General features: G+C 36.6%; 18 protein-coding genes and 1 tRNA gene. 8 read left to right on the forward strand and 11 right to left on the reverse strand.

Annotation, left to right across the window (positions count from 1 at the left end; translation table 11 throughout):
* A complete protein-coding gene (locus G7Y57_RS05155; RefSeq protein ID WP_165021126.1) occupies window positions 1-294 on the forward strand; it encodes a helix-turn-helix domain-containing protein in 294 nt (97 codons plus the stop codon).
* Between the two features lie 303 nt (window positions 295-597).
* Here G7Y57_RS05155 and G7Y57_RS05160 read toward each other — a convergent pair whose 3' ends face one another.
* From G7Y57_RS05160 to G7Y57_RS05180, 5 genes are all read right to left on the reverse strand, one after another.
* Entirely contained in the window at window positions 598-957 is a 360-nt protein-coding gene (locus G7Y57_RS05160; protein WP_165021127.1) for a virulence RhuM family protein, read from the reverse strand.
* A gap of 11 nt (window positions 958-968) precedes the next feature.
* Window positions 969-2,198, reverse strand: coding sequence for a site-specific integrase (locus G7Y57_RS05165; RefSeq protein WP_165021128.1), 1,230 nt, complete (start codon window positions 2,196-2,198; stop codon window positions 969-971).
* 238 nt (window positions 2,199-2,436) lie between these two features.
* Window positions 2,437-2,509, reverse strand: a tRNA-Phe gene (locus tag G7Y57_RS05170).
* 70 nt (window positions 2,510-2,579) lie between these two features.
* Window positions 2,580-3,614 (reverse strand): thiamine-phosphate kinase, encoded by a 1,035-nt coding sequence (gene thiL, locus G7Y57_RS05175; RefSeq protein WP_165021129.1) that lies wholly within the window; start codon window positions 3,612-3,614, stop codon window positions 2,580-2,582.
* A 148-nt stretch (window positions 3,615-3,762) separates the two neighbouring features.
* Window positions 3,763-4,734: a polyprenyl synthetase family protein gene (locus G7Y57_RS05180; protein ID WP_165021130.1), complete on the reverse strand. Its 972-nt coding sequence runs from the start codon at window positions 4,732-4,734 to the stop codon at window positions 3,763-3,765.
* A 250-nt stretch (window positions 4,735-4,984) separates the two neighbouring features.
* On the opposite strand from G7Y57_RS05180, the gene polA reads away from it, so the two are divergent.
* The 7 genes from polA (at window position 4,985) to G7Y57_RS05215 (ending at window position 12,089) form a co-directional block, all read left to right on the forward strand.
* Complete coding sequence (gene polA, locus G7Y57_RS05185; RefSeq protein WP_165021131.1) at window positions 4,985-7,771, forward strand: DNA polymerase I; 2,787 nt, start codon at window positions 4,985-4,987, stop codon at window positions 7,769-7,771.
* A 97-nt stretch (window positions 7,772-7,868) separates the two neighbouring features.
* On the forward strand, window positions 7,869-9,518 hold the full coding sequence (locus G7Y57_RS05190; RefSeq protein ID WP_255491344.1) for a YfhO family protein: 1,650 nt from the start codon (window positions 7,869-7,871) through the stop codon (window positions 9,516-9,518).
* Entirely contained in the window at window positions 9,502-9,705 is a 204-nt protein-coding gene (locus tag G7Y57_RS05195; RefSeq protein WP_165021133.1) for a hypothetical protein, read from the forward strand. Before G7Y57_RS05190 ends, G7Y57_RS05195 begins: the two co-directional genes overlap by 17 nt.
* Before the next feature lie 2 nt (window positions 9,706-9,707).
* Entirely contained in the window at window positions 9,708-10,151 is a 444-nt protein-coding gene (locus G7Y57_RS05200) for a YqaA family protein (RefSeq protein WP_165021134.1), read from the forward strand.
* 22 nt (window positions 10,152-10,173) lie between these two features.
* A complete protein-coding gene (locus tag G7Y57_RS05205; RefSeq protein ID WP_165021135.1) occupies window positions 10,174-10,953 on the forward strand; it encodes a radical SAM protein in 780 nt (259 codons plus the stop codon).
* A 54-nt stretch (window positions 10,954-11,007) separates the two neighbouring features.
* Window positions 11,008-11,559, forward strand: a complete 552-nt coding sequence (locus tag G7Y57_RS05210) for an NAD(P)H-dependent oxidoreductase (RefSeq protein ID WP_165021136.1) — start codon at window positions 11,008-11,010, stop codon at window positions 11,557-11,559.
* A 311-nt stretch (window positions 11,560-11,870) separates the two neighbouring features.
* Complete coding sequence (locus G7Y57_RS05215; protein WP_165021137.1) at window positions 11,871-12,089, forward strand: hypothetical protein; 219 nt, start codon at window positions 11,871-11,873, stop codon at window positions 12,087-12,089.
* A gap of 75 nt (window positions 12,090-12,164) precedes the next feature.
* On the opposite strand, the gene G7Y57_RS05220 is transcribed toward G7Y57_RS05215, so the two are convergent.
* The 6 genes from G7Y57_RS05220 to G7Y57_RS05245 form a co-directional block, all read right to left on the reverse strand.
* Entirely contained in the window at window positions 12,165-13,025 is an 861-nt protein-coding gene (locus G7Y57_RS05220) for a GyrI-like domain-containing protein (RefSeq protein WP_165021138.1), read from the reverse strand.
* Window positions 13,026-13,153: 128 nt separating this feature from the next.
* Window positions 13,154-13,807, reverse strand: coding sequence for an HAD family hydrolase (locus G7Y57_RS05225; RefSeq protein WP_165021139.1), 654 nt, complete (start codon window positions 13,805-13,807; stop codon window positions 13,154-13,156).
* Window positions 13,808-13,932: 125 nt separating this feature from the next.
* On the reverse strand, window positions 13,933-14,733 hold the full coding sequence (locus G7Y57_RS05230) for a M48 family metallopeptidase (RefSeq protein ID WP_165021140.1): 801 nt from the start codon (window positions 14,731-14,733) through the stop codon (window positions 13,933-13,935).
* A gap of 30 nt (window positions 14,734-14,763) precedes the next feature.
* Window positions 14,764-15,189, reverse strand: coding sequence for a GNAT family N-acetyltransferase (locus tag G7Y57_RS05235; RefSeq protein ID WP_165021141.1), 426 nt, complete (start codon window positions 15,187-15,189; stop codon window positions 14,764-14,766).
* Window positions 15,190-16,293 (reverse strand): redox-regulated ATPase YchF, encoded by a 1,104-nt coding sequence (ychF, locus tag G7Y57_RS05240; protein WP_165021142.1) that lies wholly within the window; start codon window positions 16,291-16,293, stop codon window positions 15,190-15,192.
* A gap of 207 nt (window positions 16,294-16,500) precedes the next feature.
* Window positions 16,501-17,826, reverse strand: coding sequence for a retropepsin-like aspartic protease (locus G7Y57_RS05245; protein ID WP_165021143.1), 1,326 nt, complete (start codon window positions 17,824-17,826; stop codon window positions 16,501-16,503).
* Window positions 17,827-17,830: the final 4 nt, after the last annotated feature.

Here is a 17,830-nt window from a genome sequence, read left to right on the forward strand (position 1 = left end):
ATGAGCGAAATCATTACCAAAGACAATGAGAGGGTTAAGCGATTTTTTCACTCACTCGACCTAATGTTAGACAAAGTAGAGGTATTTACAGCATCCTATTGCCCGACCCTGAAAGGCGAGCGGTTTTTGACGGATGCCGAAGTGTCAGAGCGGCTCAAAGTGAGTCGTCGGACATTACAAGATTATAGGACAACAGGCAAAATCCCCTATTTTCAGTTAGGAGGTAAAGTGTTGTATCAGGAATCCGATATACAAAAATTACTGGACACCAACTATAATAAGGCTTTAGAATAGTTATGCGGATTTAGAGGCGAGGGAGTTGAGTTGCCAATTGACGCAAATAAAAACCGAGCACACCAAAATTAATTGGTGTGCTCGGTTTTTTGATGTTATGCGTTCTTTGTCGTGTCGGTCGTTTTCGTTGCAGGGGCAGTGTTGAGGCGGGTTTAGGCTGTGCAAGGTTTGTCAAAATAATACTACCCGAAGCGTAGTGGAGGCGTGGAGATTATTTTGAAAACCCGCAGGGCTCGACCTTGCTCAGCCGTCTCGAAACCCGAAGCTACCTTTGCCCCGAAAACGATAATGACCGACTCAGCATTAGTTTAAAATTTGCAAATCACTCACTTTCAAAACTATTACTGGGCTGGTGGTATTAGTGGTTGCATTTTTGACTATCCATTTCCTAAAAATCTTAGCCTGTGCCGTCTGCACCCGAAACGACACCGCCACGACCATATCCAAACCGTAGTAGTCGGGGTATACCGTCAGTCCATCGACCGTGCATGTCATTGAGTAGTCGCCATCGGCAACACCCGACTTTTCAATGGCGCGGATAATTCGCTTTGCAGATTGGTAATAAACCCCAAATAGGCTGGCAATTTCATTTATGGTCATTCTAACTTCGGACGGAACAGTGACCGACCCGTTATCATTAATTGATATTATCTCTCGTTTCATAGTTTTAATTATTAGACAATTACCATATCCGCAAAACAGTTATCAATCCCTGCCATATCTCGTTTGATGCTCGAATCCATCACTTTAGCATAGTGCTGGGTCATGCGAATATCGGAGTGTCCGAGCATTTTGGCGACATTTTCCATCGAAACGCCATTCGCCAGACAGACTACCGAGGCGTATGTATAACGGGCTGAATGTGTGGTCAGTGTCTTTTTTATGTTACACCTTGTGGCGATCTCTTTCAGGTAGCTATTCATCTTTTGGTTGCTCGTTACGGGTAGTAGTGCACCTGTTTTCTCACGAATAGGGTGATCTTTGTACTTTTCGAGAATCATCTGAGGAATTTTCAGCAATGGGATATTACACATATTCTCGGTCTTCTCCCGAGCCTTGCGAATCCAGACATCTCCGTTATTGTCGGTGGTGAGGTGTTCTGCACGGAGGTTGTTCACATCTGTATAAGCCAAGCCAGTGAAAATGCAGAACGTGAAAACGTCCCGAACGTATTCAAGGTGCTCCATCTCAAAATCCTTTATCATTATTCGTTCAATCTCCTCTTTGGTCAGAATCTCTTTGATGACCTCTTTCGCTTGAAACTTGATGCCAGCAAAAGGGTTACGTGTCATCCACTCGTTGGCAATGGCGAGATTGATAATCTTTTTGAAACATTTCATGTATCGTATAACGGTGTTTTGCTGACAGCCTCTGTCAACTTTGAGGTACATCTCAAAATCACGTACAAATTCCGCATCAATCTCGTTGAGATTGATGTCCTCCTTGCCGAACTTTCGCTGAATTAGCACGCCAAGATATTTACAACAGTTATCAAATCGGGTGATGGTGATTTTGACATAGTCGATGCCGATTAGCTTGCGGCAGTCGTCGTTGTGCTTGCGGAATACGCCCAGAAGAGTTCGCTTGTCATCATCTGCATTATACAGTGCATTCATAATGAGCCGAGCAGTAAATAGTTTTCCGCTCATCTCCAAGTCACGATGGATTGTCAACGCTTTGAGCTTCATCATACGGATATACTCGTTGAGCTCAGACGCTTTTCGATCTCTACCTTTTGATGATTCCGTTGCTTGATCCCACAGGTTTGGGGATATGCTCCGTTTGATTTGGGACTCTACGGCAACACCGTTTACTTTGATCCTCAGCCGAATAGGTGCTTCGCCATTGCTGAGTAGTTTAGTTTTCTTGATAAAGAAGAAAACGCTGAATGAATTTCGTTTCATAATCGTAATTTTTGTTGGTGAAATTATGAAATCGAACCGAAAGTATTGCTACGCAAAATGCAGTGTATCAGTGAATAAGAACAGTTTAGGTGGGACTTTTGCGGCAGGATCAAAAAGTCCCACCTATTTCACTTTTTTAGTTGCCCAAAACCGCTGTTTTTTGCCTATCAGGGGGAATGAAAAATCCCTGAATCTCATTGAAATTCAGGGATTTACGCAAATTTGCTTCTTGTTAAAGTGGTGCCACCAGGAATCGAACCGGGGACACAAGGATTTTCAGTCCTTTGCTCTACCAACTGAGCTATGGCACCATTGCTATTAGCGTGTGCAAAGATAGAACAATTTTCATTCACTCCAAATATCTGTGTAATAAATTTTGCTTCAAGCCTCTTTTTCTATCGAATCCCAGCCTTGAGCTTTCAACTCAATTTCTGTTCCATCACGGGTTTCGAGCATTAGTCCTAAGCTTTCTCTGGTGATATGCCCTACCACATGAACTCCTTTCATTTGAGATACTTTATCATGAAGATGTAAAGGTACGGTGAAAAGAAGCTCATAGTCCTCTCCCCCATTCAAAGCTACGGTAGTCACATTCATATTAAATTGTTCAGCCATCATGGCTGTTTGATAATCAATAGGTAAACGCTCTTCAAAAACACAGCACCCTACCCCACTTTGCTTACAAACATGCTTCAACTCAGAAGACAAACCATCCGAAATATCAATCATAGAAGTAGGAACAATACCATCTTTCGCTAAAAGATCAATGATGTCTTTACGAGCCTCCGGTTTCAATTGCCGTTCCAAAAGATATTCTTTACCCGAGAAATCCGGTTGAAAATCTTTCTCGCCACCGTAAACAGCTTTTTCACGCTCTAGTAATTGAAGCCCCATAAAAGCAGCTCCTAGATCTCCAGAGACACAGATCAAATCTGTTTCTTTGGCTCCGTTACGATAAACAATTTTCCCTTCATCACCTTCTCCCAAACAAGTAATGCTTATAGTTAATCCGGTCAATGATGATGAAGTATCCCCTCCTACTATATCGACACCATGATGATCGCAAGCTAGTTGCAGCCCATCATAGAATGCCTCCAGATCCTCAACCGAAAAACGCTTCGAGATACCTAAAGAAACCGTAATTTGCTTAGGTTGACCATTCATTGCATATATATCCGAGAAGTTGACAATAGCCGATTTATATCCCAAGTGTTTCATGGGTACGTAAGTCAGATCAAAGTGTATGCCTTCCAACAAAAGATCGGTCGTTACCAGAGTTTTTTTATCACCATACGATAAAACTGCAGCATCATCCCCTACCCCTTTTTGGCTACTACTATTTTTAAGTTCTATTGTTTTTGTCAAATGATCAATCAGACCAAATTCTCCTAAACTAGCTATTTCTGTTCGTTGCATTTGTATAAAGACTAAATTGTGAAATCCAAAGTTAATTATATTTTATCAGAATTGAGGAATGCTATATAGAAACCCTTAAGCCATTTCCCGAAAAATAAAAGGAGTGACTCTGCAGAGTCACTCCTTTTAAATATTTATAGCTATTGTATCAATAGGCTCTCTCCACTATATATTCCACTGCATGACCCAGAGCCTTACGAACATCCGGATTGGTTACTGTCGAGATTATATCTTCTGCTTTTTCTTTATATTCTTCAATCTTCTGATAAGCATATTCTATGCCACCATTTTCTTTGGCAAACGATATCAACCGTTCTATATTTTCTTCCGTATAATCATAAGATGAAATGATATCACGAAGTTCGCTTTTTTCATCTTCAGACGCTTTCTCAATTGCATACAATAAAGGAAGTGTTATTTTACCTTCTCGTATATCATTGCCAGTCGGTTTCCCTACATTTGTTTTAAAATAGTCGAATATGTCGTCTCTCAATTGAAAACAAACACCTAATATTTCTCCCAATAGAGTAAACTTATCAACTTCGCTTCGAGGGGCATTTACTGATATCGCACCAATCTTCATACAAGTAGAAAGAAGTGATGCTGTCTTTTTCTTTATTACTTCAAAATATTCAGTCTCATCAATAATCAATTCTCTTACTAAAGACAATTGATTCAATTCTCCCTCTGCAAGACTGCGACCCAGATTAGAAACATCTGAAATTATTTCCATATTTCCGGTCAGAACACTTTTTATCAATGCTGTAGAAAGGAAATAATCGCCCGCAAGAACTGCCATTTTATTATCATACACAGCATTAAGGGATGCTTTCCCTCTGCGAATCTTTGATTCATCCACTACATCGTCGTGAACAAGAGAAGCGGTATGAAGAAGCTCAACAGTAATCGCTGCATTATAGGTAGTATCATTAATCTCTCCACAAGCTCGGGCTGCAAGTAATAATAAAATCGGGCGAATTTTTTTTCCATCCGATTTCAGTATATAATCTATAATTTCTTGTATCCGAGAATTATTACAAAAGATCGAATCTTTGTAATAGAGATTAAATTTATCTAGTTCAGTGGCTACAGGTTGAGCTATTAAAAGCCTTTTATCCATATTTATGATTGAGTTGAAATGCAAATTTATAAATAATTCCGCTTTTAGCCTTATTTATTTATAACTTTGCATCTATGTCAAGAACATATTTAGCGTTGAAAAATAAAATTTCACATTTTTTATTTTTGTACGATGGTCTCTGCCTCAAAGATACGCAAACTTGTCATAATGCAGATAGTAATAATCAATTTTTAATTTCACTGATTTTTCTGTAATTTGGCAGCATATAACAACTCAAAATCATATTTAGATGAAATTATTTCTCTTAGACGCATACGCACTCATATATCGTTCATATTATGCTTTTATAAAAAGTCCCAGAGTAAATTCGAAGGGGCTTAATACATCAGCCATATTCGGATTTGTAAATACATTGGAAGAGTTATTAAGAAAGGAAAATCCAACGCATATAGCTGTTGCTTTCGACCCTCCCGGTGGAACATTCCGTCATGATGCCTACGAACTTTATAAAGCTCAACGACAAGAAACTCCTGAAGATATAAGACTTGCTGTACCAATCATCAAGCAAATAATAGAGGCATATAATATTAAAATGCTTGAAGTGCCGCGTTACGAAGCCGATGATGTTATCGGAACAATAGCGAAAAAAGCCGAAAAAGAATCGTTTGACGTATATATGATGACCCCTGATAAGGACTATGGTCAACTCACTAGCGATCATATATTCATGTATAAACCGAAATTTGCTGGAAATGGCTTCGATGTGCTCGATTCAAAAGCAATCATGGCCAAATATGAGGTAAGCTCACCCGATCAAATGATCGATCTATTAGGATTGATGGGTGATTCTGCCGACAATATTCCGGGCTGTCCGGGAGTAGGTCCCAAAACTGCTCAGAAACTGCTAGAAGAGTATGGCACTATCGAAAATCTACTTGAGAATACGAAGCATATTAAAGGAACTTTAAAGATAAGATTAGAGGAAAATAAAGAACAAATTATATTTTCTAAATTCTTAGCCACAATAAAGACTGATGTACCAATCGATTTTAAAAGGGAAGAATTTAAACGTAAAGGAATAGATGTAGAAAAACTGGAAACTCTGTTCGAAGAACTCGAGTTTAGAACCCTTATTAATCGTGTGTTGAAGAAAGAGAATGCCGCTGCACCTCCCAGCACCACACATGAAGCTATTCAAGGAGATTTATTTGCAGAATTAATGCCTACTGCAGCTGTTAATAACGATACTACAAGTTACTCAGGCTTACAAGAACTAAAAGATATCCCCCACTCTTATCACTTAATTGATACAGATGAAAAAATAGCCGATCTGATAACTAAAATCTGTGCTCATAACTTCTGTGCATTCGATACAGAAACAACAGGCTTAGATCCAACATCAAGCGAACTTGTAGGAATGTCGTTCTCATTTAAAGAAGGTGAAGCATACTATGTACCTGTAGATGAAAATTTTGACAAAGCTCAAAAACTTGTAGAAAAATTCAGATGTTTTTTCGAGAATGATACAATTCTGAAAATAGGACAAAATATAAAATATGATATTATAGTACTTAAGAAATATGATATCAATGTGAAAGGAAAGCTATTCGATACAATGATAGCTCACTACCTTATCAATCCCGAATTGAGACACAATATGGACTATATGGCAGAAACTTATCTGAAATACAGAACAATACATATTGAAGAACTGATCGGATCGAAAGGTAAAAACCAATTGAATATGCGCAGTCTTAAACCCGAACAGATTTGCGATTATGCATGTGAAGATGCCGACATAACTCTGAAGTTGAAAATGATTTTAGAGAAAGCAATCGAAAAACAAGATGTCGAGAAACTGCTCTATGAAATCGAATTTCCTCTTATATATGTTCTGGCCGATATGGAATATGCAGGTGTCAGACTAGATATAGAAGCACTAGCTGAATATTCTAAAACATTGACTATTGAGCTTCAAAATATTGAAAAAGAAATATTTGGACTTGCTGGTTCCGAATTCAATATAAATTCGGCAAAACAAGTTGGTGAAATCCTTTTCGAAAAACTTACAATTGTAGAAAAGCCTAAAAAAACAAAGACAGGTCAGTACGTAACCAGCGAAGAAGTGCTGGAGAGTCTGAAAGACTCCCACCCTATTGTCAATAAAATACTGGAATACAGAGGATTGAAAAAGTTATTAAGCACCTATATAGATGCTCTTCCACTACTTATCAATCCGAAGGATAACAAACTACACACATCATATAATCAGACAGTTACAGCTACGGGTCGCTTAAGTTCGAGCAATCCTAATCTGCAAAATATACCGATTCGCGATGCACAAGGCAAAGAAATAAGAAGAGCATTTATAGCTGACAAGGGATGTACTTTCTTTTCTGCCGACTATTCACAAATAGAATTGCGCATTATGGCGCATCTGAGTAAAGATCCGAACATGATAGACGCCTTTAACAGTGGCGAAGATATCCATGCCGCTACAGCTGCCAAAATATTCAAATTGCCGATCGATCAGGTAACAGGTGATATGCGCCGTAAAGCTAAAACAGCCAACTTCGGTATTATATATGGTATATCGGTATTTGGTCTTGCCGAGCGTTTATCTATTCCTCGCGGAGAAGCAAAAATACTGATTGATGGTTATTTCGAAACCTACCCTCAGGTAAAAGAATACATGGACAGATGTATTACCATTGCCCGTGAAAAAACATATGTCGAAACTATCTTCGGACGTAAACGTTATTTACCTGATATCAATTCACGCAATACAACTGTACGTGGATATGCTGAGCGAAATGCAATAAATGCCCCGATACAAGGGAGTGCCGCCGATATTATTAAGGTGGCTATGAACAAAATTTTTGAGCGATTCACTGTAGAAAATATAAAATCGAAAATGATTTTACAAGTACATGACGAATTAAACTTTAATGTTTTTGATAATGAGTTGGACAAAGTTCAGCAGATAGTTATTGAAGAAATGGAAAATGCGTATAAGTTAGTTGTGCCATTGAGAGCTGATTGCGGTAGTGGCGAAAATTGGTTACAAGCGCATTAAATATATAGTTAGTAACATACAATAATATATGAATTCTTTCAATAGAATATTAAATAAAATATCAGATAATAAGAAATCACATTTCTGGTTATTTCTTATGATTTTGACTTTATTGACCATATATATGATGTTGGCTAACAAACCTTTATTGCTTGGTCACGATATGCTTGTTCATTATGCCCGCATAGAGGGTCTGAAAAATGCTATTGAAGACGGAAGATTCCCTTGGTATATCAACTATAATGGATTAGATGGATATGGCTATTTTATAAAAGCGTTCTATTGTGATTTACTACTCGTTCCTTTTGCTGTAATTGCTATTTTTACAGATAATGTTACAGCTTATGAGTGCATGATTTTCATCATTACTCTTTTATGTGGCATATCTACTTATCTCGTGATTAAGCGAATCTATAATAGCTCAGTAGCTGCCATTCTGGGCGCATTACTCTATACCTTTTGCTGCTATCGCCTACTGGATTTATTCATTAGGGCAGCCATCGGAGAGTCATTCGCTTTCATTTTTTTACCAATAGTCTTATTAGGAGCATATGAAATTATAAGAGGAGACTATAAAAAATGGTATATACTAACTATTGGCTATAGCCTCCTTATTTTTTCTCATCTTATCTCTTCTGCACTTACCTTTATTACCCTAATAATATTTTTTGTAATCTATTATAAGTGTTTAATAAGAGAACCCAAACGTATTACTTATTTGTTTATAGCAGCTCTTGTAACATTGATTATTACCGCGTACTATCTATTTCCAATGATAGAGCAGATGATGTCCAACACATTTTATTATGAAGTTAAAGGCTCAATCCCCGATAATATGAATTCTGTGGCAGTTCGGATAACTCCAATCATAGAAGGAATGATACAAGGAGTTACTTCGCATTTGCAAACATTCCATGTAAAAATAGGCCTATTGCTCACCGCTTCGATATGTACGCGAGTATTTGTTTCAGGCAAATCGAAACTAGTGAGAAGTGCCGACATACTTGTAATTGTCGGTCTATTTTATGTTTTTATGTCTTCTACTATATTTCCATGGGCAATATTTCCTTTCAACAAACTAAGTTTTATGCAATTCCCATGGAGATTGTATCAATTCTCCAGTTTATTTTTTGCAATTGCAGGAGGATTTTATTTATCTGAGGCTACAAAGACAAATAAGAGAAAACTCATTGTTCTAATTGGCTTTATAATAGGAACCTGCATTGTTATTAACTCCGAAGGTAAAAATTTCACATACCAAATAGCTGAAATTCATGGAAATAATACTTTAAGGGAGATAGATGAAACAAAACGATCGAACTATAGTGGACTTGAATACATGCCAATAAAAGTACCTTCAAGTTCCTATATTTATGATAGAGGTAATAGAATAAGTACAAAATCCGAAGAGCCCAATATTACAGATTATAAAAAAGAAAAAGGTATCACAAGCTTCAATGTTAATACGAACAAAAAAGATATTCTCGAACTACCTTTGATATATTACAAAGGATATAGCGCAACCCTTAATGGAAAAGAAATAACGGCAGAACAAAGCCCGAACGGATTAATAGAAATACCAGTCGAACAGTCGGGAGAGGTAATTGTTTATTATAAAGGTACATTGATACAGAAAATTAGTTTCTATATTACAATCATCAGTATATTAGGTCTTTGTATCTACATATTCTCGCAAAAAAGAAAAAAATCTCATTTAAAATATAAGTACGATGACACAACTGTCTGATATTGATTACATATACGCTGCAATAGGGGTGATTGTAGGTATCATAATGATATTCAGTCCTCGTACATTTATGCGAGGGGCAAAATATGATGAAGATAGTTTGAAAACAGAATCTTTTCTTAAAAAAATCGGAATAGCTGTAATCATACTTGGTATTGTATTTGCTATAATTATCTATACCCGATAACGATGCTTGACGGATTTATCGAATATGGATATATAGGATTATTCCTTGCTTCATTTCTAGCTGCCACTATACTACCTTTCGGATCTGAATTTGTATTCGTCGGATTACTTGCTGCCGGTCTTAATGGATGGGGTTGTGTAGCAGTAGCATCTGTTGGAAATTGGATGGGAGGTATGACCAACTACTATCTGGGAAGCATGGGCAAAATAGAGTGGATAGAAAAATATCTGAAAGTAAAGAAAGAGAAAATAGAAAAAATGCAACATTGGCTCGAAGGAAAAGGTGCCATAATGGGTTTTTTTAGCTTCATGCCTGTAGTAGGAGATCTTATCGCATTGGCTCTGGGTTACATGCGTGCCAACGTTTATATTGTAAGTGGCAGTATGTTTGCAGGCAAACTTATTCGTTATATACTAATTATGTATGGTGTAAGTTGGATTATTTAAATATTAAGATTTACTTATAATTATGTCAACTATATTATTTCACGAAATAGTTTTCGGACCTATTCACAGTCGTAGATTAGGCACCTCATTGGGTATGAATTTACTGCCTTATGACGGCAAATTATGTTCTTTCGACTGCATTTATTGCGAATGCGGGTATAATAAGGATTTCAAAACAAAAACAAAACTTCCTTCACGCGAAAATGTAAAGGCTGCTCTTGAGGATAAACTTATTCGATTGAAAGAAGAGAATATAATTCCCGATGTTATCACTTTTGCTGGAAATGGCGAACCTACAATGCACCCACAATTCTCGGAGATAATAGATGATACAATCGAACTTCGCGACAAGTACATCCCACAGACCAAAATAAGCGTATTGTCGAACGCCATGCATATCTCTAATCAAAAAGTATTCGAAGCATTAAAAAAAGTTGATAACAATATACTCAAGCTAGATTCGGCCATACTGGAAACAGCAAAATTTATAGATCGTCCTAATGCACCTTCGTATAGTATAGAAAAGCAAATAGAACTTTTTAAGCGATTTGAAGGGAATTTTATCATGCAAACTATGTTTTTAAGGGGTAGCCACGAGGGTAGGGTGGTTGACAACACTACGGAAGAAGAGGTTTCAGCATGGATAGAAGCCATCAAGGCCACTAAGCCGCGCGAAGTGATGATCTACACCATAGACAGAGAAACACCTTCTAAGATGCTTGAAAAAGTACCTGCCGAAGACTTAAGAAAAATAGGGAAGAAAGTTGAAGATTTGGGAATAAAAGTTAACATAGCGGGATAATATACAAAATATAAGTAATTTTGCAGCCTTAATTTATTATACTAATCACATATTATGGTAACAATAGTACTTGCCCATCCATGGCACGGAAGCTTCAATAAAGCAATATTAGATACAGTAACTGCCAAGTTCGATAAAGAGAATAAGGCATATCAGGTAATAGATCTTCACAAAGATAATTTCGACCCTGCATTTACAGAAAAAGAACTAGCTGTTTTCAATCAGGGAAAAGCCCTTGACCCATTGGTTATTCAATATCAGGCAGTACTAAAAAATGCCGATGAAATAATTTTTATATTTCCTATCTGGTGGGGTACAATGCCGGCTATACTAAAAGGCTTCTTTGATAAAGTATTGCTTGTCAATTTTGCTTATTCTTACGAAGGGGGATGGACTCCACTCTTGAAGATAAATAAGGGCACTGTAATCACAACATCGCAAAGTCCGACAGAAAATTTCAGAAGCTCTATTGAAGATAATTTTATACCATCTATGCTAAATTCTATTGGAATTAATAATGCGACATGGCTCAACAATGAAGAAACATCTAGCGGAACAGATGAACAACGTAAAGATTTCTTGAAAAAAGTAGAGAATCAAATTTAAACTGATCCTCTATTCACTTAAATAGGTCAAACAGCCGATGATTATAAACTCATCGGCTGTTCTTTTTAGCATTTTATTCTCATACCTCATAAATATAGAAACAATTGTCAAAAAATATTTGAGAGTAGATCATTTATATATCTCAAAATAATCAAAATGAAAGTATTTAAACGACATATATATTCCTTTGCAATAGTTACACATAGAGCACTTTTTTTTAACGCGGATTAACTACCATTTTTTTCAAACTAGCTATACATTTGGTATGTAATTAATGACATGTTTAACCCTTTTACAATAAGGAAAATTTTATGAAAAAATTTATTATTTCAGGTGTTATGACCATCGCTCTTATTGCTTCTGCTAATGTAATGGCTCAGGATGTACATAAAAAAACAGTATCAGAAAAAGCTAAGACAGAAGTTAAATCGGAAGTTAAAGCAGGTAAAGCTGAAGCAAAGAAAGATGCTCAGGCAGTGAAAACAGATGCGAAAAAAGTAGAAAAGGCAACAAAAGACAAACTAAAGTAAAACAATAAAAAGATAATAGTAAATTAAGTTTTGAAAAGAAAAGATCGATACGTCTAACGTACCGACCTTTTTTGTTTATTGAATAGGCAGATAAATCTCTGTCTTCAGTTTCTCAGGAGCTACTTTTGACGAATCATTCACGTATTTTTCAAACCCGCATTCCATACGAAGTTCGTATCCACTTTCAGGCAGCCATTTCCCGTAAATAGTATCAAATACATTGATTAGTTTATCATAAGGTCCGATGTAAGTAAACACAGCAAATTTACCTCCGGGAATATCTCTTATTCCTATTTCACCTTTAGGCAATACTTCCTTGTGAACAGCTAAGCAGACATCTGTACGAAGCTTATCTGTATCTGTAACCTTAGGATCGTCATGGCTTATTGTAATCGCTTCGATACCTGCTGTAAACAGTTTATTTTCTTTTATAAAAGCCCATAATTTATTATATGCTCCACAGTAATCCATAGTCCTGTAATCGCCTTGTAGCCGTACATAAATCGCTTTTCGAGGCGATAACTCAACTATTTTAGGATCTTTCAATTTTACATCTTCACTTATTTGTAATGGTCTCATAATTGTGTGATTTTTATTGTTACGATAATCTATTGGCGAAATAGCATAGAACTGCTTAAAAACCTTTGTCAACGAAGAGGGAACATTATAACCGACACTATAAGCAATATCCTGAACTGGTACTGCTGTATATCTCAGCAATCGAGCTGCAGTCTCGATACGCATCCTCACTATAAATGCCCCTAATGATTCACCTACAATAGCTTTGAATATACGATGAAAATGAAATGGAGAGAAACCTGATACTCCGGCAAGTTTTTGCAAATCTATCTCCCCATCCAGATTATTAGCTATATAATCTATGATGATATTTATTCGTTTCGCATATTCTTCTCTTGTAATTACTTTTCGTTGCATATTCTATAATATTTCATCACAAAATTAGAGATCTCATGGCACAAGTACTTTTCCGAACTTGCTAACTTAATAAAAAAAGAGCACCGATAAACGGTACTCTTTCACGATGTATATGATAGTATCAGATTTTATACTAAAAGTGCTTTCACTTTTTCCAAATCTTTGAAGTCTTCTATAACTCCATAAGAATAATCCTTCAAAAAGTCTGCCGATAGGGTAGTGGATATACCTATTACACGCATAAAAGCATATGTAGCAGCTTTAATTCCTGTAAATGAATCTTCGAAAACAGCACATTCGCTAGGATGAACTCCCAAATTTGTGCTAGCCAATACATAACCCATAGGATCAGGTTTACCTCTTTTTATAGAATCGGAAGTGATAATGGTATCGAATACACCACCGTTCAACGATAGTTCATTCAATACAGCACCTACTTTACTTGTGGGTGAGCTTGTAACTAGGCCAAGCTTATAATTTGATTTTTTGATATATTTAATAAAATCGATAAGACCCGGAGTCATTATGTCTTTGTATGGGATAGATTGCTCCATTTCGGAAGATGCTTTTCTGATAGCTTGCTTTTCTTCGGGTGTAGAAATAGCGAAATAAAGTTCTATAATAGAATTTATTGTCATCCCCTTTATTACAGCAGAGAAATTATCTATTTTTAATCCGTTGTCAAGTGCAATCTGATTCCAAAATTTATCGTAGTAGCTTTCTGTATCTACAACAACACCATCCAAACCAAGCAATATGGTTGTAATTTTACTTTCCGCCATTATATTTATTTTAGTTATTTATGTTCCCCGGTATAATTTCTATGCAAAGTAATACATTTTTATTTTACAAGAACAAAAAAGAGAGACTTTTGTTAGTCTCTCTTTCCAAAAATAAGACAATTACCTTATTTTTTCTCTTTTCCGTATTTTTGATCTAATTTCTCAGCTCTCTTCGCACTGTCCGGATGGCTGGAAAATAATTGATTCACTTTACTTTTGTCCGCACCTGCATCATCTTGCAATTTTTGGATCACACGCAAAGCCGAAGCCATACTTTGAGGATCTTTTCCCGATCTTTTCAAAAACTCATACCCATAATCATCAGCTGCATATTCTTGCTTTTGAGAATAGGTAGCCCCTGCTAATGATTCTCCTAATGCACCTAATTGAGAGTCGGTAAGAGCCGCCGCTGTTCCACTTGTAGAACCTACTGCATCTTTAAGAGCCGAAGTAAGCAGGGCGTTTTTAAATGCGTCTTTAGAGTCTTTATTTACGATATGTCCTACTTCATGACCGATAATACCTAATATCTCATCGTCTGTCATTAGTTCCATTAGTCCTGCAAAGACACGGATACTACCATTTGCACAAGCAAAAGCATTTTGATCTACTACATAAAATGCCTGTATATCAAGATTTAATTCTTTCACATCAGGGGCAGTCGATATTATTTTTTCAAGACGTTCGGCACATGCCTTTTTACCGGGATCAGTATCAGTTACTTTACATAAAGGATTATGAGCATCTACCCAGTCGATATATTCTTGGCAGTATGCTGCCATTTCTGCATCTGTAAGTGTAAGTGCCTTAGCCGTTTTGGTAGCTGCTTCAATCTGTTTGCTGTTAATTTTCACTTTGCCGAATTGAGCATTCGCAACAAAACAACACGACATAACAAGTGTTAGGGTAAGAAGAATCTTTTTCATAAGTTTTATTTGTTTAGTATCAAAGTATAATTATAATATTAAGTGTATCAAGGGATAATTTTTACCTTCAGAATCGTGTGCCGATCTATTTATTTGTTTAAAACCAAAATAAGTATAGAATTCTAAAGCTTGTTTATTTTCTTCATTTACATCTACTTTACGCAGATTCAAATTTTCAGTTGCAAAAGTAAGTAATTTTTTTCCTATTCCCAATCCTCTGAAGCAGTTATGAACAAAAAGCATTTCTATATTATCGTCCGATACGCCTAGAAATCCCTTTATATCTGAATTTTCATCTCTGAAAACAAATAAAGATACCTGTGTGAAATAAAAAGGCAGGCGCGATTTGTAATACTCAAAATCTTCTTTACTCAGAAAATCGTGAGTTGCCGAAACTGCACTTGCCCAAATATCTATAAGTATGGGATAATCTTTTTCAGAAGCCGAAAAAATCATTTATACATTAAATCTGAAATGCATTATATCACCATCCTGAGCTACATATTCCTTACCTTCTACATTCATTTTACCGGCTTCTTTTACAGCAGCCTCCGAACCTAATGTAATAAAGTCTTCGTATTTAATAACCTCGGCACGGATAAATCCTTTTTCGAAATCGGTATGTATTACAGCAGCACATTGAGGAGCTTTCGATCCGCGAAGGAATGTCCATGCACGCACTTCCTGCACACCACATGTAAAGTAAGTCTGTAAATCAAGTAATTTATAAGCGGATTTGATAAGTCGAGCTACACCCGACTCTTGAAGTCCTATTTCAGATAGGAACATTTCGCGCTCTTCGTAAGTTTCAAATTCGGCTATTTCCGATTCTATCTTAGCAGCTACTATTATTATTTCAGCATTTTCGTCTTTTATAGCTTCGCGTACCTCTTCTACATATTTATTACCTGTAACAGCATTTGATTCGTCTACGTTACAAACGTATAGCACAGGCTTGTAAGTAAGCAAATAAAGCTCCTTAGCTGCCTTCTCGTCTTCTTTATTATCGAATGTCACAGTACGTGCCGATTTACCTTGTAACAATACTTCTTTGAATTGTAGAAGTATGTCATACATGCGTTTAGCATCCTTGTCGCCACCTGTTTTAGCTTGCTTCTCTACTTTCTGAATGCGTGCTTGTACTGTTTCAAGGTCTTTAAGTTGAAGTTCGGTATCAATAATTTCTTTGTCACGAACCGGGTTTATACTACCATCTACGTGTGTAATATTATCGTCGTCGAAACAACGTAATACATGCAGAATCGCATCCGTTTCACGTATGTTGGCAAGAAATTTATTCCCAAGTCCTTCACCTTTGCTGGCACCTTTTACAAGTCCGGCTATATCTACTATTTCTACTGTGGTAGGTACAATACGGTTTGGTTTTACTATTTCCGCCAATTTGTTCAAACGCTCGTCGGGAACAGTAATCACACCAACATTGGGTTCTATTGTGCAGAAAGGGAAGTTTGCCGATTGTGCTTTAGCGTTCGATAAACAGTTGAAAAGTGTAGATTTTCCTACATTTGGAAGCCCTACTATACCACATTGTAATGCCATTATATTATTCTAGTTATTTATTTTGAGGTGCAAAGATAGGACTTTTTTAGTTATGTGGTATAACTAATAAGTGGTCAATCATTTATTATTTGTACTTCCCAGTCTGCAAAAATATGTTAAAAGGTAACAAAAGTAACACTTTTTACCCTATTTATGAATGTAACTTTTCTACTAAGAATTAATACTGATTCGCATAACTAATAAATTTTATTCTACTTCAACAAACATCTCATCAAAACTGATGGTCACCTTGTCAAAAGCGTTAATAAATGCCATACCCAGCGCACCAAATCCAAACTGCTGACTAGTTGCCTCAGGGTTACTGCCTACAATCATATGTTTAATTTCAAATTGTTTATTTCCTATTTTTAGAGAAAAAGAAGGAAGACTGTAAAATTCTGTTTGTTTAGTTCCTTCGAATCCTCCGCTTATTTTGCTTTCCTTCAATCCATTGATATTTACATATTCTTTGTGCACATTGTAATATTTTTCGTTGAAGTGAGAATAAACATCGCCTGTATCGAATAGCATAGTTAATCTTTCATCACCGGAATAGGCTTTCAAAAAGAAGGCATCCCCGCCAAGCATCCGCATCATATTTTTTCCTGTAGCCGGCAGGGAAGTTTTATTTATGGGAAAGACTATCTTCTTTTCGTTTGGAAATATCTGTACTTCGCCTGCATAATCCATAATATCAACACCCAGTACCGCATCTACTTTATACAAAGTATCCACTTGAAGATTAGGCATCATAATAGTTGCTGTCACGTTTTTGAATATCATATTACCCACTTGTATACTGTCGATAATTGCCATTTGTCCGGAGCTATGCCCTCCTGAACCCGATATTGATAACGAATCCATCTTAATTCTGGCTCCTAAACGGTTCGCGTACTCCTGAGATAAAAAAATACCTCCGCCACATCCCGTATCGAAAATAAAACGTTCTTGTTGACCGTTAACAACGACCGGCACAAACATGAGTGTAGAATACCTGAGTGTATCATCTTCATTTCCCTTTATTCTTATAGTATCTATCTCCATCGGGATCACACAATCCACGTTAGGACGATCAAGCCGAGGCTTGCTTTCATCTAAGAATGCTTTATATAGCCTTAGATTTGCTTTAGAACCGGCAAGAAATTCAACCGGCATATGAGGCTCAAGTTGTTCGATAAAACTTTTCAGACGATTATATCCATCCTGATATTCACCTTTACGAAAAAGCATCCAACATTGGTTAATAAGCATATTTCTTACATTTTCGAGCCCTATTTCTCCCTGATACTTAGCTATCAGAGAGTCTATAGCCGACACTGCTTGTTCAGGGTTATTGAACGCAGCATAAAGCAGAGACTCTGCAAAAGTATTCAGTACTGGAATCTGTACATCATTTTTAATTGTCGGATAAATTTCTTCCAAAAGAAAAAAATCTGACGTGTTCAGACAATTGCCAATCTGCTCGTCCGGAGACTGAGCAAATCCAAATGTGCTAAAAAATGCAACCAAAAACGTAAGTGCTATTTTGTTCATATTT

The sequence above is a fragment of the Dysgonomonas sp. ZJ279 genome (assembly GCF_011039205.1).
Taxonomy (GTDB): Bacteria; Bacteroidota; Bacteroidia; order Bacteroidales; family Dysgonomonadaceae; genus Dysgonomonas.